General features: G+C 63.8%; 19 protein-coding genes. 10 read left to right on the top strand and 9 right to left on the bottom strand.

The features are described 5' to 3' along the window. Nucleotides 1-25 precede the first annotated feature (25 nt). From QCE73_RS22495 to QCE73_RS22485, 3 genes are read right to left on the bottom strand one after another with little or no spacing between them, the layout of a single operon-like run. Nucleotides 26-1,246 (bottom strand): helix-turn-helix domain-containing protein, encoded by a 1,221-nt coding sequence (locus QCE73_RS22495; protein WP_309883640.1) that lies wholly within the window; start codon nt 1,244-1,246, stop codon nt 26-28. Continuing rightward, a complete protein-coding gene (locus tag QCE73_RS22490; protein ID WP_309883639.1) occupies nt 1,234-1,578 on the bottom strand; it encodes a hypothetical protein in 345 nt (114 codons plus the stop codon). Before QCE73_RS22490 ends, QCE73_RS22495 begins: the two co-directional genes overlap by 13 nt. Nucleotides 1,579-1,617: 39 nt before the next feature. Further along, nucleotides 1,618-2,619 carry an FUSC family protein gene (locus QCE73_RS22485; protein WP_309883638.1) on the bottom strand — a complete coding sequence of 334 codons (1,002 nt, stop codon included), beginning with the start codon at nt 2,617-2,619 and terminating at the stop codon, nt 1,618-1,620. A gap of 168 nt (nt 2,620-2,787) precedes the next feature. Between QCE73_RS22485 and QCE73_RS22480 the strand changes: the two genes are divergently transcribed. The 4 genes from QCE73_RS22480 to QCE73_RS22465 all read left to right on the top strand — a co-directional run bounded on the left by QCE73_RS22480 (nt 2,788) and on the right by QCE73_RS22465 (nt 7,260). After that, entirely contained in the window at nt 2,788-3,552 is a 765-nt protein-coding gene (locus QCE73_RS22480) for a hypothetical protein (RefSeq protein ID WP_309884184.1), read from the top strand. Nucleotides 3,553-3,572: 20 nt separating this feature from the next. Next, the gene (locus tag QCE73_RS22475) at nt 3,573-3,977 is read left to right on the top strand and encodes a histidine kinase (protein ID WP_309883637.1); all 405 of its coding nucleotides are present in this window, start codon (nt 3,573-3,575) and stop codon (nt 3,975-3,977) included. Nucleotides 3,978-4,184: 207 nt separating this feature from the next. Next, nucleotides 4,185-5,741 carry a methyl-accepting chemotaxis protein gene (locus tag QCE73_RS22470; protein WP_309883636.1) on the top strand — a complete coding sequence of 519 codons (1,557 nt, stop codon included), beginning with the start codon at nt 4,185-4,187 and terminating at the stop codon, nt 5,739-5,741. A 208-nt stretch (nt 5,742-5,949) separates the two neighbouring features. Beyond that, nucleotides 5,950-7,260, top strand: a complete 1,311-nt coding sequence (locus QCE73_RS22465; protein ID WP_035501211.1) for an MFS transporter — start codon at nt 5,950-5,952, stop codon at nt 7,258-7,260. Between the two features lie 659 nt (nt 7,261-7,919). Here QCE73_RS22465 and QCE73_RS22460 read toward each other — a convergent pair. Further along, nucleotides 7,920-8,843 carry a LysR family transcriptional regulator gene (locus QCE73_RS22460; protein WP_035501209.1) on the bottom strand — a complete coding sequence of 308 codons (924 nt, stop codon included), beginning with the start codon at nt 8,841-8,843 and terminating at the stop codon, nt 7,920-7,922. A 143-nt stretch (nt 8,844-8,986) separates the two neighbouring features. Between QCE73_RS22460 and QCE73_RS22455 the strand changes: the two genes are divergently transcribed. The 5 genes from QCE73_RS22455 to QCE73_RS22435 are packed head-to-tail and all read left to right on the top strand — an operon-like array spanning nt 8,987 to nt 14,441. Next, nucleotides 8,987-10,162 carry an L-rhamnonate dehydratase gene (locus QCE73_RS22455; RefSeq protein ID WP_035501207.1) on the top strand — a complete coding sequence of 392 codons (1,176 nt, stop codon included), beginning with the start codon at nt 8,987-8,989 and terminating at the stop codon, nt 10,160-10,162. A 47-nt stretch (nt 10,163-10,209) separates the two neighbouring features. Continuing rightward, a complete protein-coding gene (locus QCE73_RS22450) occupies nt 10,210-11,508 on the top strand; it encodes an MFS transporter (protein WP_309883635.1) in 1,299 nt (432 codons plus the stop codon). A 24-nt stretch (nt 11,509-11,532) separates the two neighbouring features. Further along, nucleotides 11,533-12,534 carry a 4-hydroxythreonine-4-phosphate dehydrogenase PdxA gene (locus QCE73_RS22445; RefSeq protein WP_309883634.1) on the top strand — a complete coding sequence of 334 codons (1,002 nt, stop codon included), beginning with the start codon at nt 11,533-11,535 and terminating at the stop codon, nt 12,532-12,534. A gap of 5 nt (nt 12,535-12,539) precedes the next feature. Then, entirely contained in the window at nt 12,540-13,496 is a 957-nt protein-coding gene (locus tag QCE73_RS22440; protein ID WP_309883633.1) for an amidohydrolase family protein, read from the top strand. Nucleotides 13,497-13,520: 24 nt separating this feature from the next. After that, on the top strand, nt 13,521-14,441 hold the full coding sequence (locus QCE73_RS22435) for a dihydrodipicolinate synthase family protein (protein WP_309883632.1): 921 nt from the start codon (nt 13,521-13,523) through the stop codon (nt 14,439-14,441). Here QCE73_RS22435 and QCE73_RS22430 read toward each other — a convergent pair whose 3' ends face one another. After that, nucleotides 14,442-15,353, bottom strand: coding sequence for a LysR family transcriptional regulator (locus QCE73_RS22430; RefSeq protein WP_309884183.1), 912 nt, complete (start codon nt 15,351-15,353; stop codon nt 14,442-14,444). It lies immediately after the preceding gene. A gap of 95 nt (nt 15,354-15,448) precedes the next feature. Between QCE73_RS22430 and QCE73_RS22425 the strand changes: the two genes are divergently transcribed. Next, on the top strand, nt 15,449-16,549 hold the full coding sequence (locus tag QCE73_RS22425; protein WP_238210972.1) for an NADH:flavin oxidoreductase/NADH oxidase: 1,101 nt from the start codon (nt 15,449-15,451) through the stop codon (nt 16,547-16,549). A gap of 13 nt (nt 16,550-16,562) precedes the next feature. Here QCE73_RS22425 and QCE73_RS22420 read toward each other — a convergent pair whose 3' ends face one another. From QCE73_RS22420 to QCE73_RS22405, 4 genes are read right to left on the bottom strand one after another with little or no spacing between them, the layout of a single operon-like run. Further along, complete coding sequence (locus QCE73_RS22420) at nt 16,563-17,246, bottom strand: substrate-binding domain-containing protein (protein WP_309883631.1); 684 nt, start codon at nt 17,244-17,246, stop codon at nt 16,563-16,565. 5 nt (nt 17,247-17,251) lie between these two features. Beyond that, complete coding sequence (gene ligK, locus QCE73_RS22415; RefSeq protein WP_309883630.1) at nt 17,252-17,935, bottom strand: 4-carboxy-4-hydroxy-2-oxoadipate aldolase/oxaloacetate decarboxylase; 684 nt, start codon at nt 17,933-17,935, stop codon at nt 17,252-17,254. Nucleotide 17,936: 1 nt separating this feature from the next. Next, nucleotides 17,937-18,962, bottom strand: a complete 1,026-nt coding sequence (locus tag QCE73_RS22410; protein ID WP_309883629.1) for an amidohydrolase family protein — start codon at nt 18,960-18,962, stop codon at nt 17,937-17,939. A gap of 15 nt (nt 18,963-18,977) precedes the next feature. After that, nucleotides 18,978-20,327 (bottom strand): aromatic acid/H+ symport family MFS transporter, encoded by a 1,350-nt coding sequence (locus QCE73_RS22405; protein WP_309883628.1) that lies wholly within the window; start codon nt 20,325-20,327, stop codon nt 18,978-18,980. Nucleotides 20,328-20,352 lie beyond the last annotated feature (25 nt).

Genomic DNA, 20,352 nt, shown 5'->3' with positions numbered 1-20,352 from the left:
CCTGATGATTGATCGTGCGTTCATGCTAATCACTCGCGAGCCCGACGGGGAGTAACAAGGTCGTCGTGAATCCGGGCATCGGCGGCGTGGTCCAGCGGCGCGCGCGACCGCGCCCGAACGATTGCACCTTGCCGCTCGCGGCGAGCGCATCGAGCGAGCGCTGCACCGTGCGCTGACTCGCGCCGAGCGCGATCGCGAGCGCCGAGCTCGACCACGATTCGCCATCGGCGAGAAACGCGAGCAGCGGCGCGTACTCGTCCTCGACGGGCAGCGCGAGCACGGCCACCTCGCGCGCATGACGCGGCTTCAGCACGAAGCCGCGCGAAGTCGCATCGATGCCCGCGTGCGCGCGCAGCATCGTCCGCAGCCGGCCCATCTCGACGCGCAGCCGCGCTCGATGCGTCTCGTCCGCTTCCCTGATGCGAAACGCGCGCAGAATCAGCGCATCGCGCGGCGCGTCGTGGGGCCATGCCTGCGCGAGCATCCGCGCGAGCGTGAAGAGCACGGGCCGCGTCGCGAGCGATATCGACGTGCCGTTCTCGCGCACACACAGACGGCATGCATCGACGACGAACGTATTCGATGCAAACAGCGCCTCGACTTCTTCGAGCCGGAGCAGCCGCTCGTTGCCGTGTGCGACGAGACGCGCGACGGGCGTGCTGAGGATGCGCCAGGCGCTCTCGACTTCGGCGGCGAGCGCCGGAATGCCCGCCTGCCGCGTGGCTTTTGTCGCGCGTTCGAGCGCGGCGTGCGCCGCTTGCGTGTGCAGACGCCGCATCGCGATGCCTGCCGCGATGAGCTCATGCGCGGCCCGCGACGCGGCCGGAAACGATGCGGGATTCAGTTCGGCGAGCATGCGCTCCGCATCGTCGGTCCGTCCGATGAGCAGCGCGCGGCGCACTTCCAGATAGCGCGCATGTGCTGCGTTCACGTGATCGCCATGCGCTTCTAGAATCGCGCGGGCGTGATCGAGCGCCTTCGCGGGCCACGTGAGATCGCGCGATGCCAACGCGATTTCCGCTTCCGCGACGATGCATCGCGAACGCGCCAGCGCCTCTTTCGTACCGAACGCTCGCGCCGCGCTTTTCACGAGCGCACGCGCGCGCACGAAGTCGCCGAGCTGCGCCATCGCGATGCCGCGCAACGCGAGCGCACTCGCGTCCTCGCGCAGCGCGATCCGGTTCAGCGCGCCGAGCGGATCACCCGCCGCGAGCGCGCGCGCCGCCGCCGTGATCAGTGAATCCATGCGAATCCCGACACACTTGTCACTCCTTTGCCGTGCATGCCCGCGACTAATCTAACACCGTACTCGACGCGCACCGGACGAACGCAAGGGGATGACATCATGAACGTGCTGACCGCGATCATCGAACGAGAGAGCATGTGCGTTTCGCGCCGCCGGTTTGTCCTCATGGCCGCGCTGGTCTTGCTGGCGGTCGTGATCGTGACTTGCGCGATGCACACGCCGATATCATCGATGAGCGGGCTGCCGATGCCCGGCGGCTCGATGCTCCTGCCTGCGTTCACGCCGATGTGCGGGCGCACGTGGCTGCGCACGGCGGCGGCGTTCGTCGGCATGTGGATCGCGACGATGCTGCCGTCGTTCGCGACAAGGGACTATCGACGCGACAAGCGCCGCGCCACGGCATGCGCGCCGAACACGCACACAATGCCGATCACGCCGCCCGCGAGCACGTGCGTGAGCCGCTCGAACGCATCGGCGGCGGACTGGTTCGCCAGCATGATCGCGAGCGCCACGAACACGCATCGAAAGAAATATCCGACGACGTAGCGCTGAAACGCGACGAGCGTGAGGAAGGCCGCGAGCGTCGCGAGCGTGACGGCGATGTCCGAATGCGGTACGACGAACCGCCCGAGCACGATGCCGATCGGCACGCCCACGATCACGCCGAACGCGCGGTTCGCGAGCTTCGTGCGCGCCGTATCGACCGAACCCGTCACGATGCTGGCCGCGCCCCAGATCACCCATTGCGCACGGTCCATGTGCCAGAGCACGACCATCACCGCCGCAATGCCCACGCTCGCGAGCATCGCCGCGAGATCTTCGCCGAAAGGCGCGCGCTCGCCGAAATCGTCGAGATTGGACCAGCGCGCGGCGGGCTTGCCGCGCGAGCGGATATGCGCCGACACGAGCGCAGGAACGAGCGCGACGAGCAGATAAGGCAATGAGGCGGGCACTTCGCGCAACAGCGCATCGATGGTGCGGCCGCCCTGAAGTTCGTTCGCGAGGATGAGCACGGGAACGAAGGTCCAGTTGCCGAGCGCGCGCAATTCCTTGCCGCGCGACACGAGCAGGATCACGCCCGCCGCGAGCAACATGCACGCGACGACGAAGAACACCGGAACCCGTTCGGCAAGCAGCAGAAGATACGTTCCGGCGATGATCGCGAGCCCATGCGCGAGGACACCGAGCGGCCTCAGCGCGAGCCTGTCCTCGCCGATCACGGTGCCGATCGCGAGCAGCGAGGCCTTCATCCACAAGTCGTTGCCGGTTGCGAGCGCGAGCACGACGAACGGCAACAGCGCGATGGTCGCGCGCAGGAGCGGCCAGACCTTGATTTCGTCGGCGAGACGAAGATGCGGTGCGTCGGCGGACATGCTCGGCGATTCCCCTCGTGAGCCCGCATGAAGTTTAGGACGGTTTTCGGGCGGCGGTTGCTTCGCGGTTACCTAAGCGCGCACTAAGTATCGGCGCACACAGTTCGCGATGACGACGCGCGGTGTTCGCGCGCTCGCACCGACACGAGGAGGCGACACATGCCCGCGATGCTCAACAAGGTACCCGAAGTCACGCTCGCATTCTGGATCATCAAGATCATGTCGACGACCGTCGGCGAAACGGGTGCCGACTATCTCGCGGTGAACGCGGGACTCGGCGTCATCGTGACCGATGCGATCACGGCCGCGCTGCTCGCCACGGTCCTATTCATGCAGATGCGCACGCGCCGCATGGTGCCGTGGCTCTACTGGCTCACGGTGGTGCTGATCAGCATCGCGGGAACGCAGATCACCGATGCGCTGACCGACAGCGCGGGCGTGAGTCTCTACGCGAGCACCGCGTGCTTCGCCGTGCTGCTCGCCTTCATGTTCGCGATCTGGCATCGCACGGAGCATTCGCTCTCCATACGTTCGATCGACACGCGACGGCGCGAACTCTTCTACTGGTGCGCGATTCTCTGCACCTTCGCGCTCGGCACCGCGGCAGGCGATCTCGCCACCGAAGCGCTCGGTCTCGGCTTCCCGCTCGGCGTGCTGATCTTCGCCGCGCTCATTGCGATCACGGGCGCGGCGGCGTTTCTCGGCATGAATCGCGTCGCCGCGTTCTGGATCGCCTACATCCTGACGCGCCCGCTCGGCGCATCGCTCGGCGATCTCATGTCGCAGCCGCGTACTTACGGCGGCATGGGATTCGGCACGATCTACACCAGCGCCCTCTTTCTCGCGATCATCGTCGCGCTCGTCGCCTATGTGACTTATCTCGATCACACGAGCCAGGCACGGCGCCGGCGCGGCGGTTCGCATCCTGCCTGACCTCATCCAAGGAGAAGACCATGAAATCCCGTCATATCGCGGGCGCGGCGCTTTGCGCGGCCGTCGCCATCAGCGCCTTCACAGGCTCGATCACGTCGGCCGGATTCGAAGCGATCGGCGCGGCGCATGCTGCATCGAAGCTCGGGGACCTGACGCCGTTTCGCACGATCGCCGCCGATACGGCGACGCTCGTCGACAAGGGTGATCTCGCCGGCGCGAAAGCGCGCATCAAGGACCTCGAAGTCTCGTGGGACGAAGCGGAGCCGTCGCTCAAGCCGCGTGCCGCGAGCGACTGGCATGTCGTAGACAAAGCGATCGATCGTGCGCTGGAAGCGCTGCGCGCGAAGACGCCGCAGCAAGCAGCCTGTAAACAATCACTCGCCGATTTGCTGACGACATTCGACCGGATCGGCGGCAAACCCTGACCCACCGCGAAAAGGCCCTGCAAACAGGGCTTTTTCTTCGTAAGCGTTTTGAAAAACGTTTTACTCGCTCACTAAATGCTCACTAAAGGACCTTGTCCTGCTGTCGTTATACAGGCCAGCCGATGGATTCCAGCGGCCGCGCAGCAGGCGAAGCATCGCCGCCCGAGCGCGCTTGCGCCTTTGCGATGCAGCCACCTTGAGAGAGCTATGTTTTCGACAATAAAAGGCCGACTGGCCTTGGCCATGACGCTTCTGAGCGCGCTGCTGATCGCGATCGGCCTCGTCGGAGTGATCGGCATGGGCCGGTCCAACGCGGTCACGTACGACCTCTTCACGAATGAAATGCCGAGCGCGGTGTCGGTCGGCAATGCGGAAATGTTCATGGCGCGCGAGCGCCTCTCGTTCGATCGCGCGGCGCTGAACGTCGGCACGCCCGCGGCGGAAGAAGCGATCGGACGCGGCTCGCTGATGCGCAAAACCTCCGACGACGCATGGACGAAGTATTCCAGCCTGCCGCAAGGCCCCGAAGAAAAAGCGCTCGCCGACAAGTTCAACGAGCAGCGTCTCGGGCTGCAAAAGCTGATCGACACGGGCTATGCCGATGTCCGCGCGAAAGATCAGGCGAAGATCATCGACGACGCAAGCGCGATGCAGGCCGTGTTCACCGAGTTCGCGAAGACGGGCGTGCTGCTGCGCAAGCTGCAATTCGAACAGGCGAAGGCTTCGTATGACCACGGAGAGGAAGTGTTCGGCACGTTTCGCGCCGGCTGCATCGTTGCGATTCTGCTCGGCGTCGCCTCGGCCTTCTATACGTGGATCTCGCTGCGTCGCCGTATTTCGCGTCCGCTCGATGCCGCACTCGCGCAATTCGATGCGATCGCAACCGGCGATCTGCGCCGCAACGTGACCGTGACATCGAACGACGAAATGGGCCAGTTGTTGCGCGGTCTTGCGACGATGCAATCGAGCCTCATCGATACGGTTCGCACGGTGCGCGGCGGCAGCGAATCGATTGCATCCGCGACCAAGCAGATCGCGGCGGGCAACGTAGACCTTTCCTCGCGCACGGAACAGCAGGCGTCGGCGCTTCAGGAAACGGCGTCGAGCATGGATGAACTGACGGGCACGGTCAAGCAGAACGCCGACAATGCGCGTCAGGCGAGCGTGCTCGCGGCGAACGCGTCGGAGATCGCGGGCAAGGGCAGCCATGTCGTGTCGCAAGTCGTAACGACGATGGGCGAGATCAACCAGAGCTCCTCGAAGATCGCGGACATCATCACGATCATCGAAGGCATTGCGTTCCAGACCAACATTCTCGCGTTGAACGCGGCGGTCGAAGCGGCGCGCGCCGGCGAGGAAGGACGCGGCTTCGCGGTCGTGGCGGGCGAAGTGCGCTCGCTCGCGCAACGTTCGTCGGCGGCGGCGAAGGAGATCAAGGAACTGATCGACAACTCGGTCGAGCGCGTGCAATCGGGCACTGCGCTCGTCGACGAAGCGGGCCGCACGATGACCGAGATCAGCACGGCGGTGCAGCGCGTGACGGACATCATGGGCGAGATCGCGGCGGCTTCGGAAGAGCAGAGCAGCGGCATCGAGCAAGTGGCGCGCGCCGTCACGCAGATGGACGAAGTGACGCAACAGAACGCGGCGCTCGTCGAGGAAGCGGCGGCGGCGGCGCAGTCGCTGGAAGATCAGGCGGGCGCGTTGCGCACGGCGGTGGAGACTTTCCGTCTTCACGACGAAGGCATGCGCGCGGCGGCCTGAAGCAGCTTCGCGGTTGGACGATGCGCGGCTCGCGATCCTTCGGGACGCGAGCCGCGTGCTTTTGCGCGAGCCATAACCGCCGGTAATCACCTCATGAGGCGAATTCAATAGACGGCTATCGCTGTTTTCGCGAGACTGCGATGCGTCGGATCGACATGCGGTCCGTCCTCGAACAAGAGCGCAACAAGCCTCGGAGGAGACATAAGAGATGCTGCATCGCCCCAGAGTTACACGCTCCGTTCTCGCGCTGATGTGCGCGATGTCCTTCATCATGTATCTCGATCGCGTCAACCTGTCCGCTGCGGCGGGCCTGATACGCGACGACCTTCATCTCACCAATACCGACATCGGCCTCGTGTTCGGTGCTTTCGCTTACACGTATGCGATCTGCCAGGTCATCGGCGGATGGTTCAGCGACCGCTTTGGCGCGAAGACGACACTCGTGCTGTGCGCATCGATCTGGATCGTCGCGACGATCGCAACGGGATTCGCGGGCGGTGTCGTGTCGCTGTTCTGTGCGCGCATGTTGCTCGGCGTCGGCGAAGGCGCGGCGCTGCCTGCGCAGGCGCGCGCGCTCGTCAACTGGTATCCGGCGAGCAAGCGCGGTTTCGTGCAGGGTCTCACGCATTCGTTCTCGCGACTCGGCAATGCGCTCACGCCGCCTTTGATCGCGTTGCTCGTCGCGTTTGCTTCGTGGCGTGCGTCGTTCGTGCTCGTCGGCGCGTTGACGGCCGTGTGGGTCGTCGTTTATGCGTGGTACTTCGCGGATAACCCGCGCAAGCATCGGCATATGACGGCCGAGGAAGAGGCCGAGTTGCCGCCTGAAGACAAGGTCGCCGTCGACAAGACGCGCGAGCCGACGCCCTGGGGCCGCCTGCTCAAGCGCATTTCGCCGACGATGATCGTCTACTTCTGTTATGGCTGGACGGGCTGGCTGTTCTTCACGTGGCTGCCGACTTTCTTCATGCACGGACGCGGACTCGATCTGAAGAGTTCGGCGCTTTTTTCGGCGGGTGTGTTTCTGTCGGGCGTGGTCGGCAATACGGCGGGCGGGGTGATTTCGGATCGTATTCTGAAGCGCACGGGCAGTGTGGTTTCGGCGCGTCGCAATATGATCATCGTCGCGTTTCTCGGTGCGCTCGTGTTTCTCGCGCCAGTGATGGTGGTGAAGTCGCTGCCGGTCATGGCGGCGTCGTTGAGCTTGTCGTTCTTCTTTCTGGAGATGACGATCGGGCCGATCTGGGCCGTGCCGATGGACATTACGCCGAAGCACGTCGGGATCGCGAGTGGGCTCGTGAATGCGGGATCTGCTATCGCAGGGATTTTTTCGCCGATCGTGTTCGGGTTTGTTGTCGATCGGACCGGGAGCTGGACGTTGCCTTTTGCAGGGTCGCTTGGGTTGCTCGCTGTCGGGATCGTGATGACGTTTTTTATGCGGCCGGATATTGCGTTGGATCGAGGGGCGGGTTCTGCTTCGGATGATGGTACTGCGCGGGAGGAGTTGGAGTTTGGGAGGTAGGGTTCCTTCGCGTTGGTTGCCGCCGGATCCCGGGTTCGTGTCGGTTTATTGGCACTGCCCCTGTGCGGGGCGGCAGTCACTTTCTTTGCTGCTGCAAAGAAAGTAACCAAAGAAAGCAGCTCGTTCAGGCCCGCGGTCACACGCACGTTGGCCATGCTTGCCAGCCCGCGGTGGCACTCGCCTAAGTGTCGCCCCCAAAGGCCCATTGGGGCTTGGCTCGCGCACGGTCTGACAAGCTAGGTGTTTTAGAGCGCTGGTTCAGCACGAAAGAGCATCGGCACAGCGCTACGCGCTGCCGCGGGATATGCGAGGGAAACCGTCGAGGAAGAAGCGCACGCGCACCCGATTGACCCATCGGCCGCGTAGCGGGCTGGAGCTATTTGGTGCTGAACCAGTCTGTTGTGTGGTGCGACGAGTCAGACCGTGCGCGGTCCAAGCCGTTATCTGCTTGTGGGGGCACTCGCTATTGCCGGGCCATTCAGCCAATCGTCTGTGCCGCGGCCGGTGTGAAGTGCTTAGGCTGGGGAGAGCTGTTTCTTTGGTTACTTTCTTTGCAGCAGCAAAGAAAGTGACTGCCGCCCCGCACAGGGGCAGTGCTAATAAACCGACACGAATTCAGGACTCCACAAAAGCACAAGCGAAAACCAAAAGCCAACCCTTCAAGCCCTCCGAATCGCCTCAATCACCAACTGCGTCGCCGGACTGATCCGCCTGTTCTTCCTGAGAATCAACCCATAAGGCGCGAGCCGCCCCCTCAACCCCGTAGGCAATGAAGCAATCGTATCCAACGCGGAATAATAATCCGCGACTGAACTCGGCAGCACCGCCAGCATGTCCGAATCCCGCAACAACGACAAGGTAGTAAGAATCGAAGAAGTCTCGACGGTGCTAACCGGCGGCGCAACCCGCGATTCGCGAAACGTCTGATCGATGATCTGCCGCATCGGACTCGGATGCGGCTGCACGATCCACGGATACTTCGCCAGATCCGCAAGCTTCGGCCGCGCCGCCATCCCGACAGCCGGATGCTCCGGCCGCGCGACGATCGTCAGCGCCTCCTCCGACAAGGTCTCGAACGTCAAATCGAGCGCGGAAAAGCCATAAGGAATGCGCCCTACCACGATATCGAGCTGATCCTGCTGCAACGCCTGCACGAGCACATCGCTCGTATCGATCTGCACGCTGATCTGCAAGCGCGGATGCGCTTCCTTCAACTCCACGATCACCTTCGTCAGCAAATCAGGAGCCGGCGCCATCACCGCGCCGATGCGCACCTTGCCGATATCGCCCGCCTCGATCGCCGCCAGTTCCTCGCGCAGCTCATCGAGATCCTCGAAGACGACCCGCGCGTATCGCATCACCGCTTCGCCGTAAATCGTCGGCTCCATGCCCCGCGCATGACGCACGAACAGCGTCGCGCCAATCGTGTCCTCCAGTTCCTTCAGCGCCTTGGTCGCGGCGGGCTGCGTCATCGCGAGTTCGTCGGCGGCGCTTCTGAGCGATTCGGTCTCCGAGAGCGCCATCATCAATTGCAGATGACGCAGACGCAGGCGTTTGCGTATGGTCGGGGCGGGCGCGATCATGCGAGCGATAACTCCAGGAAATAGCCTGATGCAAATAATTCAATGGTCAGTTATCGCGGAGTTTCGCACACTAGCGCTACCCGATACAGCCGCGCAAACCCTCGTTTCAGCGGCCCAATCCGAATAGACCGGAGACACCGAAGATGAAGATCAAGCATGTCCGCGCACGCGTTTTCGAATGGAAAGGCAAGGTCGTGCCGCCGCAATCGCACTTCTGCACGAACGCCGTCGATGTACTCTACGAACGCGGCGACGCAATGGGCTCGTTCCGCTTTCACGGCTGGCTCGTCGTCGAGATCGAATGCGACGACGGCACCGTCGGCATCGGCAATTGCGCGCTCGCGCCGCGCGTCGCCAAACAGATCGTCGATGAATATCTCGCGCCCATCGCCATCGGCGAAGATCCGTTCGATCACGAATACATCTGGCAGAAGATGTATCGGCGCACGCTCGCATGGGGACGCAAGGGCATCGGCATGGCGGCGATCTCCGCCGTGGATATCGCGCTGTGGGACATCATGGGCAAAGCCGTGAAAAAGCCCGTCTTCAAGCTGCTCGGCGGCCGCACGAAAGAGAAGATCTGGTGCTATGCGTCGAAGCTCTATAACAACGACGACCGCGATGCATTCCTCGCGGAAGCGCAAGGCTATCTCGATCAGGGCTTCACCGCGATGAAGATGCGCTTCGGCTATGGCCCGAAAGACGGCCCGAAAGGCATGGCGAAGAATCTGGAGCAGGTCCGCCTGTTGCGCGAACTCGCAGGCGACGATGTGGACATCATGCTCGAATGCTATATGGGCTGGACGCTGGAATACGCGCGCCGCATGCTGCCGCGTCTCGCCGAGTTCAACCCGCGCTGGCTCGAAGAGCCCGTGATCGGCGACGATGTCGAAGGTTATCAGGAGCTTAAAAAGATGAACATCGTGCCGATATCCGGCGGCGAGCACGAGTTCACGAGCTATGGCTTCAAGGATCTGCTGGAACGCCGCGCCGTCGATGTCATTCAGTACGACACGAACCGCGTGGGCGGCATCACCGCCGCGCGCAAGATCAACGCGATGGCTGAAGCGTGGTCCGTTCCCGTGATTCCGCACGCGGGCCAGATGCACAACTATCACCTGACGATGGCGAGCACCGCGAGCCCGATGTCCGAGTTCTTCCCCGTGTTCGACGTCGAAGTGGGCAACGAACTCTTCTACTACATCTTCGACGGCGAGCCGCAGCCGGAGAACGGCTATCTGCAACTCTCCGATGAAACGCCGGGCCTCGGCATCACGCTGTCCGACAAGCATCTGAGCGACTTCAACATCATCGAATGACGCAATGATGCAGGGCCAATGCAGCCCGACACCATCAGGAGACAGACATGGAGAGCAGGATCGAATCACACGCGGCGCGCGACGCCGCCTCGTCCGAACACGCGACGAGCGTACGCTGGCGCATCTTCGGCGTGGTATTTCTCATCACGCTGATCAACCTCGTGGACCGCATCTCGCTTTCCATCGCGATGCCCACCATCGCGAAAGAATTCGCACTTTCGCCCGCGATGCAGGGGCTCGTGCTGTCGAGCTTCTTCTGGTCGTATGCGCTCCTGCAGATTCCGGGCGGCTGGCTCATCGACAAACTGGGGCCGCGCAAGGTCGTGGCCGGCGCAACCGTTCTGTGGGGAATCTTTCAGACGTTGATGGGCGCGGCCACCGGCGGCCTGTCGATGCTGTTTCTACGCGTCGGTCTCGGCGGCGCGGAAGCCCCGCTCTTTCCCGCGGGCAGCAAGCTCAACGCGCTCTGGCTGTCGCGCACCGAACGCGCGCGCGGCGCGGTGCTGATGGACGCGGGTTCGCCGCTCGGCGCGGCGATCGGCGGCCTCGCGATCTCCAACCTGATCCTCATGTTCGGCTCATGGCGCACCGCGTTCGTCGTCGCGGGACTTGCGACCATCGCGTGCGGCTGGCTCGCATGGCGCTATCTGCGTGACGATCCCGCGAAACATCCGGGCGTCAACGGCGCGGAACTCGCGCATATCCGCGACGGCGCGCCGTCCGTATCCAGCGCGGCGCGCGCAAGCCTGGACGATGCGCCGCTGCCGCTGCGCTCGACCATCGCGATGTGCGTCGGCCGCATGAGCTGGGCGATGATCTTCTTCGGCCTGCTCACGTGGGGCCCGAGCTATCTGACGCAGGCGCGCGGTTTGAGCCTGTCGCAGATCGGCGCGGCGACCTTCTTCATCTTCCTCGCCGGCGCACTCGGCTCGCTGTCGGGCGGCTTTCTGTGCGATGCGCTGTGCGCAATGAATTTCTCGCGCGGCAAGGTCGTGAAGAGCATGATCGCCGTGTCGGGGCTCGTCACGCTCGCCGTGTTCGCCACGCTGCCGAGCATCACGTCGCCTGTCGTCGCGGTCGCGGTGCTGTGCGGCGCATCGTTCCTGCTGATGTGGGGCAGCCTCTACTGGAGCCTGCCTTCGTTGCTCGCAAGCCCCGGACGCGTCGGCCTGCTCGGTGCGTGCATGAACTGCGCGGGCAGCGTCGGCGGGATTTCGATTCCGCTCATCACGGGCTTCATTCTTCAGCGCACCGGTTCCTTCGATGCGGTGCTGCATTTTTACGGCGCGTGCGCGCTGGTGTATATCTTCGGTTCGATCGCCATCGATCTGCGCCGCACCCGCTAACAACGATCACGAGACCCTATACACATGAAACCTCTCATCGCAGTGCTTCTCGGCGACCCCGCCGGCATCGGTCCCGAACTGATCGCGCGCCTCGTCGCGAAGCCGGAGAATCGCGCGCGCGCCGATCTCGTCATCATCGGCGACAAGCGTGAGCTGGATCACGGCATGGAGATCGCGCAGCAACGTTTCGACTATGAACTGGTCGATAGCGTCGATGCCGCCGCGCGCGATACCGACGTGCCCTCGCTCATCGACTTCCGCCTGCCCGACGACGCCCCCTACGAGCGCGCCGTATCGACCGAACGCGGCGGCCGCTACAGCCTCGAAGCCTTCAAACAGGCGCTCGCGACGACGCGCGCGAACCGCACGCAGGCGATGCTCTTCGCGCCCGTCAACAAGACCTCGCTGCACATGGCCGGCATGGAGACGAACGACGAAATGGAATGGTTCGCGCGCCAGCTCGATTTCAGCGGCGCATTCTGCGAATTCAACGTGCTCGACGAACTGTGGACCTCGCGCGTGACCTCGCATATCGCGTTGAAGGACGTGAGCGCGAAGCTCACGCAGGAGCGCATCGTCGGCGCGGTGCAACTGATTCACGATGGCCTCAAACGCGCGGGCATCGAAGCGCCGCGCATCGCGGTCTGCGGCTTCAATCCGCATAACGGCGATAACGGCGCGTTCGGCCGCGAGGAAATCGACGTGATCGCGCCCGCCGTCGAACACGCGCGCGCGCAAGGTTACGACGCGCAAGGCCCCTTCCCCGCCGACACCATCTTCGTGCGCGCACGCGATCAGAAAGTCTTCGACGGCGTCGTCACGATGTACCACGACCAAGGTCAGATCGCGATGAAGCTGATGGGCTTCTGGCGCGGCGTCACCGTGCACGGCGGCCTGCCCGTGCCGATCGCGACGCCCGCGCACGGCACCGCGTTCGATATCCACGGCCAGGGCCGTGCCGATGTCGGCGCAACGCAGAAAGCGTTCGACATCGTCGTGCGCATGGCGCAAGACCGCCTGAGCTGAACGCCATGATGCAAGAGCGCATCGAAGCCTTGCGCGAGCGCTTCCTGGAAAGCGGCGACGACGCGGACCTGCCCATCGTCGACGCACATCATCACTTCTGGGACGTGGCGCGCAACTATCATCCGTGGCTGCGCGATCTGCCGCGCATTCCGTTTCGCTATGGCGATTACGCCGCGATCTGCCGGAACTTCCTGCCCGACGATTACTTCGCGCAGGCGGGCAATCATCGCATCGTGAAGACGGTGATGATGGAAGGCGAATGGGACCCGCGCGACGTGCTCGGCGAGGCGCGCTGGGCCACCGCATTGCACGAGCGCACCGGCTTGCCGAACGCGATGGCCGCGCAAATCTGGCTCGATCGCGACGATGTCGCCGATACGATCGCCGCGTATCGCGAGATGCCGCTCGTGCGCAGCGTGCGTCACAAGCCGAAGACCGTTGCACGCGCGGCGCATCGCGCGGATTTCGCTGCGCCCGGCTCGATGCGCTGCGCGCGCTGGCGACGCGGCTATGCATTGCTCGCGCAAAGCGGCCTGATGTTCGAATTGCAGGCGCCGTGGTGGCATTTCAGCGAAGCGGCGGAACTGGCGCGCGATTTTCCGCAGATGAAAATCATCGTGAACCATACGGGCCTGCCCGCGGATCGCAGCGATGAAGCGCTCGCCGCATGGCGCGCCGCGCTCGATGCGCTCGCGCAATGGCCGAACGTATGGCTCAAGATATCGGGCATCGGCGAAGCTGGCGTAAGCTGGAGCGTCGCGCGCAACGGACGCATCGTGCGCGATGCGATCGAAAGCTTCGGCGTGGGCCGCTGCATGTTCGCGAGCAATTTTCCGGTCGATAGTCTCGTCGTCACGCTCGATGATCTTTTCGTGGGCTTCAAGACCATCGTCGCGGATCGCACGCGGGAAGAACGCCTCGCGCTATTCTTCGACAATGCGAGCGCGCTCTATCGCATCTAGACCAATCACAGGAGACACACTTCAATGGCTGCACCTGCTTATCGCGGCGTATTTCCCGTCGCCCCGACCATCTTCGACGATCAGGGCCGTCTCGATCTCGAAGGCCAGAAGCGCGCGATCGATTTCATGATCGACGCCGGTTCGCACGGCGTCTGCATACTCGCGAACTTCTCCGAGCAGTTCGCGCTATCCGATGCCGAGCGCGATACCGTTCAGCGCACCGTGCTCGAACATGTCGCGGGCCGCGTGCCCGTGATCGTCACGACGACGCATTTCAGCTCGCGCGTCTGTGCCGAGCGCAGCCGCGCCGCGCAGGACGCGGGCGCGGCGATGGTCATGATCATGCCGCCGTATCACGGCGCGACGATCCGCGTCGGCGAGCGCGGCATTCACGAGTTCTATCGCGAAGTGTCGAATGCGATCGACATTCCGATCATGATTCAGGACGCGCCCGTCGCGGGCACGCCGCTTTCAGCATCGTTTCTTGCGAAGCTCGCGCGCGATGTCGAGCACGTGTCGTACTTCAAGATCGAAACGGCGCAGGCCGCATCGAAGCTGCGCGAACTGATCGAGCTCGGCGGCGATGCGATCGTGGGTCCGTGGGACGGCGAAGAGGCAATCACGCTGATCCCCGACTTCGACGCGGGCGCGACCGGCGCGATGACCGGCGGCGGTTATCCGGACGGCATCCGCAAGATCGTCGATGCCTACTTCGCGGGCGACACCGACAAAGCCGCCGATCTGTATCAACAATGGCTTCCGCTCATCAACTACGAAAACCGGCAATGCGGACTCACCGCGTGCAAGACCTTGATGAAGGAAGGCGGCGTGATTCGCTCCGATGCGGTGCGTCATCCGCTCGCGCCGATGTCGCCCGCCGTGCGCGAAGGCTTGCTCAAGGTCGCGCGCAAGCTCGATCCGCTCGTGCTGCGCTGGGGGCATTGACTAGCGGCGGCGCTTCTTTTTCGTATCGGCCTGCATGGCGGGAACGCCGACACGTTCCCGCAGATACTCCACGGATCGCGCGCAACGCGCGGGCAGCGGCCATTCCGCGCGACGAATGAGCCACAGCGTATCGACGACAGGCGCGCCGCATTCCACGACGCCTATCGCTTCCGGCTTGCCGAACGCGATGCGCGCATAACGCGGTATCACCGTGAAGCCGAGCCCGCGCGCGACGAATTCCAGGATGAGGCTTATTTGATTGCTGAAGCCTTGCCGGCGCAGACTGCCGACGCCCGGATTGCCCGGAAAGCGCCGGCTCAGCAAGCGGCTCGCCATCATATGCCCGTCTGGATAATCGATGAAGCCGAGCCGTTCCAGATCGCTCCATTCATGCACATCCGCATTCGCGGGCACGACGAGTTCGAGCGGCTCTTCGATGAACTTGCTCGCGGCAAGGCGAGGATCGTCGGGCTTCAACGTGACGATGCCCAGATCGTAGCGGCTCTGCAATACGGCTTCGAGCACTTCCGAATCCGGCCCGAACCGATGACGCATCTTCCATTCGGGACGCTGCTGCTGCAAGTCCAGCAATAGCGGAAACAGCACGAGCCCGATGCTGCCCGGCGTGATGAGGCCGATCTCGCCGGCTTCGTCCTCGCTATCCGACAGACGCGACGCGAGACGCTTGCCCGCCAGTTCCATCTCTTCGCAATAGTCGATCAGCGCCCTGCCCGCCGGCGTCAGTTCGATGCCGCGCGGACGGCGTATCACGAGCACGCCGAGCGCGTCTTCGAGATGGCGAAGGTGCTGGCTCACGGCCGCCTGCGTCAAATCGAGCCGTTCGGCGGCGCGCGTGAAGTTGCCGAGATCGACGAGCGCAAGAAAGGTGCGCAGCCATTGCGGATTGAGTATCACAAAATTTTATCGAATCGATAATCTCCAGATAGTTTTCATTATGGCACTGAACGGTTAAATTGCAGGCCTCAACTCAATTCGAGAAAACCCGTATGTCAGCACTTTTCACTCCGTTCAAACTGAAAGACGTCACGTTGCGCAACCGCATCGCCATTCCGCCGATGTGCCAGTACAGCGCCATCGACGGCTTCGTCAACGACTGGCACGTCAGCCATTACGCGAGCCTCGCGCGCGGCGGCGCGGGCCTCGTGATCGTCGAAGCGACGGGCGTGTCGCCGGAAGGCCGCATCACGCCCGGCTGCACGGGCCTCTGGGACGATGCGCACATCGAAGGCATGAAGAAGATCGCCACGGCGATCAAGGCGGCGGGCGCGGTGCCCGGCATCCAGATCGCGCACGCGGGCCGCAAGGCGAGCGCGAACCGTCCGTGGGAAGGCGACGATCACATTTCCCCCGACGACGCACGCGGCTGGGACACGCTCGCGCCTTCGGCCGTCGCTTTCGGCGCGGGGCTGCCGAAGATGCCCAAGGCCATGACGCTCGAAGATATCGAGCGCGTGAAGGCGGACTTCGCGGCGGCTACGCGCCGTGCGCGCGAAGCGGGCTTCGAATGGCTGGAACTGCACTTCGCGCACGGCTATCTTGCGCAGAGCTTCTTCTCGGTGGATGCGAACCAGCGCGACGATCAATACGGCGGCGATCTCGCGGGGCGCAGCCGTTTCATCGTCGAGACCTTCGATGCGGTGCGCGAAGTGTGGCCGGAGAATTTGCCGCTGACGGCGCGCTTCGGTGTCATCGAATACGATGGCCGCGATGAAGTCACGCTGAACGAATCGATCGAACTGACGAAGACGCTGCGTCGCAAGGGACTCGATCTGATGAGCGTGAGCGTCGGCTTCTCGACGCCCGATGTGCGCATTCCGTGGGGACCGGCGTTCCTCGGCCCGATCGCGGAGCGTGTGCGCCGCGAAGCGGAAATTCCGGTTGCATCGGCATGGGGATTCGATTCGCCGCCCAATGCGGAACGTGCTGTCGAGTCGGGTCAGCTCGATCTCGTGATGGTCGGCCGCGCGCATCTTTCGAATCCGCACTGGCCGTATCACGCCGCGAAGCAGTTGAAGGTGGAGAAGCCGTCTTGGGCGTTGCCCGCGCCGTATGCGCACTGGCTCGAACGTTATGCCGTGGCCGAATGACGTATCGATGTGACTAGCAAGGCTCCATGCCGTGGCGCACTTTCGCGCCGTCGGCATCGGGCGAAGCGAGAAACGCAAGGAACGCGCGCGCGAGTTGCGGCGCGTTCGCGTTCGCACAAATCGCGGCCTCGAACACCGTCAGCGTCTGAATCTGCGGCGGCAACATGCCGAGCACATCGATGCCTTCGACGCCGATCATCTCGCTCGTCTGCTGGAAGCCCAGTTCCACTTCGCCACGCGCGATGAGCGTGCCCACCGCGACACCCGGTGGCGCCTGCACGATGCGCGCTGCAACGCGTTCCGCAATGCCCCAGCGCTCGAACAGACGCGTCAGATAAACACCGCTCGGTCCCGTCGAATAGCCGATGCTGCGTGCCGCGAGCACGGCCTCGCGCACGGCGGCTTCATCGTCGATAGCGGGACGCGGCGCGCCCTTCGCCACCGCGATCGCCACGCCCGAGCGCGCGATGCGCACGCGGCTCGCTGCATCGATGCGCGCCGACGCCGCGAGCCGGTCGATCGCGTCCGAAGCGAGCACGACGATATCGAACACCTCGCCTTCTTCGATTCGCTTCAGCGCCGCGACGCCGCCCACCGATTCGATCGCGACACGCTCGCCCGACTTCGCTTCGAAAGCGGACGCGAGATCGTTGAGCACCTGGCGCGTGGCCATCGAAGAAATGCCGTTCATGCTCATACGCGTCAGTCGATATAACGCAAGCCCGCTTTCTCCAGCGGTTCGCGCATCTTGTACATGTCGAGGCCGAGCACGCCGCTCGCGAGCTTCGCGCGCTTCTCTTCTTCGAACGCTTCGCGCGCCACCGCCTTGTCGAGCACCTGTTGCGCCGATGCCGACGGCACGACGACAACGCCATCGTCATCCGCGACGATCACATCGCCGGGCGTGACCCATGCGCCCGCGCACACGACGGGAATGTTCACCGAACCGAGCGTCGCCTTCACCGTGCCTTTCGCCGAGATCGCGCGGCTCCAGACCGGGAAGTTCATCTCGGTCAATATGCGCACGTCGCGCACGCCGCCGTCGATGATGAGCGCCCGCGCGCCGCGCGCCTTGAAGCTCGTCGCGAGAAGGTCGCCGAAAAAGCCATCGGTGTTGTCGGTCGTGCATGCGGCCACGACGATATCGCCCGGACGAATCTGCTCGGCCGCGACGTGCATCATCCAGTTGTCGCCCGGTTGCAGCAGCACGGTGACAGCCGTGCCGCTCGCCTGCGCCCCCGTGTAGATCGGCCGCATGTAGTTCTTCATGAGGCCGACACGGCCCATCGCTTCGTGCACGGTCGCCGAGCCGAGCGCGCCGAGCTTGTCGGCCGCATCCGCATTCGCGCGATCGATGTTGCGATACACCACTCCCAGTTCGTACATATCAACGTCCCTTTGCTTTGAGCGCCGCATCGAGGCGCGGATACACGCGGCGCGCGTTGCCTTCGTAAATCTTGTAGCGCGCTTCGGGCTCGATCTGCGCGGCCTCGACATAGCGCTTCGTGTCGTCGAAATAATGCCCGGTTTCAGGATCGATGCCACGCACCGCGCCGATCATCTCGCTCGCGAACAGAATGTTGTCGACGGGAATCACGCGCGTCAGCAAGTCGATGCCCGGCTGGTGATAGACGCAGGTATCGAAGAACACGTTGTTCAGCAGATGATCCTTCAGCAAGGGCTTTTTCAGCTCCTGCGCGAGACCGCGAAAACGTCCCCAGTGATACGGCACCGCGCCGCCGCCGTGCGGAATCACGAACTTGAGCGTCGGAAAGTCGCGGAACAGATCGGACGTGAGGCACTGCATGAACGCGGTCGTGTCCGCGTTGAGATAATGCGCGCCCGTCGTATGGAAGCACGCATTGCAGCTCGTGCTCACGTGGATCATCGCGGGAAGGTCGTACTCGACCATCTTCTCGTAGATCGGATACCAGTAGCGATCCGAGAGCGGCGGGCTCGTCCAGTGCCCGCCCGAAGGGTCCGGATTCAGGTTGATCGCGACATTGCCGTATTGCTCGACGCACTTCACTAGCTCGGGAATGCACGTCGAGACATCGACGCCCGGGCTCTGCGGCAGCATCGCCGCCGGAATGAAGCTGTCGGGGAACAACTCGCTCACGCGATAACACAGCTCGTTGCAGATCGCGGCCCACGTGCTCGACACTTCGAAGTCGCCGATGTGATGCGCCATGAAGCTCGCACGCGGACTGAACACGGTGAGATCGAGGCCGCGCTCGCGCATCAAACGAAGCTGGTTCGCTTCGATCGATTCGCGCAGTTCATCGTCGCCGATATGCAGCTCCGATGCGCCCGGCATCTCCGAAGGACTCTTGATGGCGGCGATCTGCCGGTTGCGCCACGCTTCCAGCGCCTTCGGCGCGGTCGTGTAGTGGCCGTGAATGTCGATGATCATCCTTTACTCCAGGTACTAATGTGCTGCGGTCGTTTGTGCGTGCGCTTCGTCGGCACGCGTGCGTTGCGCGACGAGAATCGAGATCGCGGCGAGCGTCGCGGGCACGGCGAGCATCGCGAGGATCGCGCCGAACTCCCAGCCGAGGCCGAGCAGCGCGCCGCCGAACGCGGAACCGAAGATGCTGCCGAAGCGGCCCATGCCGAGCATCCAGCTCACGCCGGTTGCACGCGCAACCGTCGGATAGCGGCTCGGCGCGAACGCGTTGAGGCCCGTTTGCGCGCCGCTCATGCAGAAGCCCGCCGCGAACACGAGCACGGCAAGCGACGACGACAACGCGCCGATCCACGCCAGCCCGAGCACGCAGACCGCGCCGCCGAGATACGCCGCGCTGATGACGGGCGCCGGGCGAACCTTGTCCATGATCCAGCCGACGATGATCGCGCCGATCGTGCCGCCGATCTGGAACATCGCCGTGATGTTCGCCGCCGAGGACACCGTGAGGCCCGCGTCCTTCATCAGCGTCGGCAGCCAGCCGGTGAGCAGATAGATCACGAGCAGGCCCATGAAATACGTGATCCACAGCGCCGCCGTCATCAGGCCGTAGCCCTGCGAGAACAATACGCCGATGGGCTTCTTCGTGGGCAGCGGCGGCTCGTTCGATACGAACGTTTCAGTGCCGTCGAAGCGTGCGCCGCACACGCGGCCGAGCACCTTGCCGATACGCGCCGAGGTCGCGCCACGCACCGCGAGCAGACGCGCCGATTCGGGCAGCAGCCAGATTTGCAGCGGAATCAGCAGGAGCGGCAGCGCGCCGCCGCAGATCAGCACGGCGCGCCAGCCATGCGCCGGAATCAAACCGCCCGCGAGGAAACCGATCAGCGCCGAGCCGAGATTGAAGCCCGTGAACATGATCGTGATGAGTAGCGCGCGCTTGCGTTGCGGCGCGTATTCGGAGAGGAGCGTCGTCGTGTTGGGCATCGCGGCGCCGAGGCCGATGCCGGTCAGCACGCGCAGCAACGCCATGCTCGAAGGCGAATTCGTGAACGCGGTGGCGATCGTGAACACGCCGAAGAGAAACACCGAGGTGATCAGCACCCACTTGCGTCCGATGCGATCCGATGCCGGTCCCGCCGCGAGCGCGCCGATCACGAGACCGATCGGGGCCGCGCTCATCACGAGGCCGAACGCGGGCCGCGAGATATGCCAGTCCGCGATGATCGAAGGCGCGATGAAGCCCATTATCGCGACGTCCATGCCATCGGCCGTCACGATCAGAAAGCACAGCGCCACCAGCAACCACTGGTAGGCGGAAATCGGGCGTTCGTCGATGAAGCCCTTGATGTCGATGGTTTTACCGATAGCCATGTTTGTCTCCTGTCTCCTCTTTTAT

It is taken from the genome of Caballeronia sp. LZ029 (assembly GCF_031451275.1).
Taxonomy (GTDB): Bacteria; Pseudomonadota; Gammaproteobacteria; order Burkholderiales; family Burkholderiaceae; genus Caballeronia; species Caballeronia jiangsuensis.
This window is presented reverse-complemented; position numbering and strand designations above follow the sequence as displayed.

Excerpts from the sequence above, each read along its gene's own strand:
- QCE73_RS22480 (WP_309884184.1), top strand. The coding sequence starts at position 2,788 with ATGCTCAACAAGGTACCCGAAGTCACGCTCGCATTCTGGATCATCAAG.
- QCE73_RS22450 (WP_309883635.1), top strand. The coding sequence starts at position 10,210 with ATGGAGAGCAGGATCGAATCACACGCGGCGCGCGACGCCGCCTCGTCC.
- QCE73_RS22485 (WP_309883638.1), bottom strand. The coding sequence starts at position 2,619 with ATGTCCGCCGACGCACCGCATCTTCGTCTCGCCGACGAAATCAAGGTC.
- QCE73_RS22495 (WP_309883640.1), bottom strand. The coding sequence starts at position 1,246 with ATGGATTCACTGATCACGGCGGCGGCGCGCGCGCTCGCGGCGGGTGAT.
- QCE73_RS22455 (WP_035501207.1), top strand. The coding sequence starts at position 8,987 with ATGAAGATCAAGCATGTCCGCGCACGCGTTTTCGAATGGAAAGGCAAG.
- QCE73_RS22445 (WP_309883634.1), top strand. The coding sequence starts at position 11,533 with ATGAAACCTCTCATCGCAGTGCTTCTCGGCGACCCCGCCGGCATCGGT.
- ligK (WP_309883630.1), bottom strand. The coding sequence starts at position 17,935 with ATGTACGAACTGGGAGTGGTGTATCGCAACATCGATCGCGCGAATGCG.
- QCE73_RS22410 (WP_309883629.1), bottom strand. The coding sequence starts at position 18,962 with ATGATCATCGACATTCACGGCCACTACACGACCGCGCCGAAGGCGCTG.
- QCE73_RS22405 (WP_309883628.1), bottom strand. The coding sequence starts at position 20,327 with ATGGCTATCGGTAAAACCATCGACATCAAGGGCTTCATCGACGAACGC.
- QCE73_RS22420 (WP_309883631.1), bottom strand. The coding sequence starts at position 17,246 with ATGAGCATGAACGGCATTTCTTCGATGGCCACGCGCCAGGTGCTCAAC.
- QCE73_RS22440 (WP_309883633.1), top strand. The coding sequence starts at position 12,540 with ATGATGCAAGAGCGCATCGAAGCCTTGCGCGAGCGCTTCCTGGAAAGC.
- QCE73_RS22470 (WP_309883636.1), top strand. The coding sequence starts at position 4,185 with ATGTTTTCGACAATAAAAGGCCGACTGGCCTTGGCCATGACGCTTCTG.
- QCE73_RS22460 (WP_035501209.1), bottom strand. The coding sequence starts at position 8,843 with ATGATCGCGCCCGCCCCGACCATACGCAAACGCCTGCGTCTGCGTCAT.
- QCE73_RS22490 (WP_309883639.1), bottom strand. The coding sequence starts at position 1,578 with ATGCCGACGAACGCCGCCGCCGTGCGCAGCCACGTGCGCCCGCACATC.
- QCE73_RS22435 (WP_309883632.1), top strand. The coding sequence starts at position 13,521 with ATGGCTGCACCTGCTTATCGCGGCGTATTTCCCGTCGCCCCGACCATC.
- QCE73_RS22425 (WP_238210972.1), top strand. The coding sequence starts at position 15,449 with ATGTCAGCACTTTTCACTCCGTTCAAACTGAAAGACGTCACGTTGCGC.
- QCE73_RS22465 (WP_035501211.1), top strand. The coding sequence starts at position 5,950 with ATGCTGCATCGCCCCAGAGTTACACGCTCCGTTCTCGCGCTGATGTGC.
- QCE73_RS22475 (WP_309883637.1), top strand. The coding sequence starts at position 3,573 with ATGAAATCCCGTCATATCGCGGGCGCGGCGCTTTGCGCGGCCGTCGCC.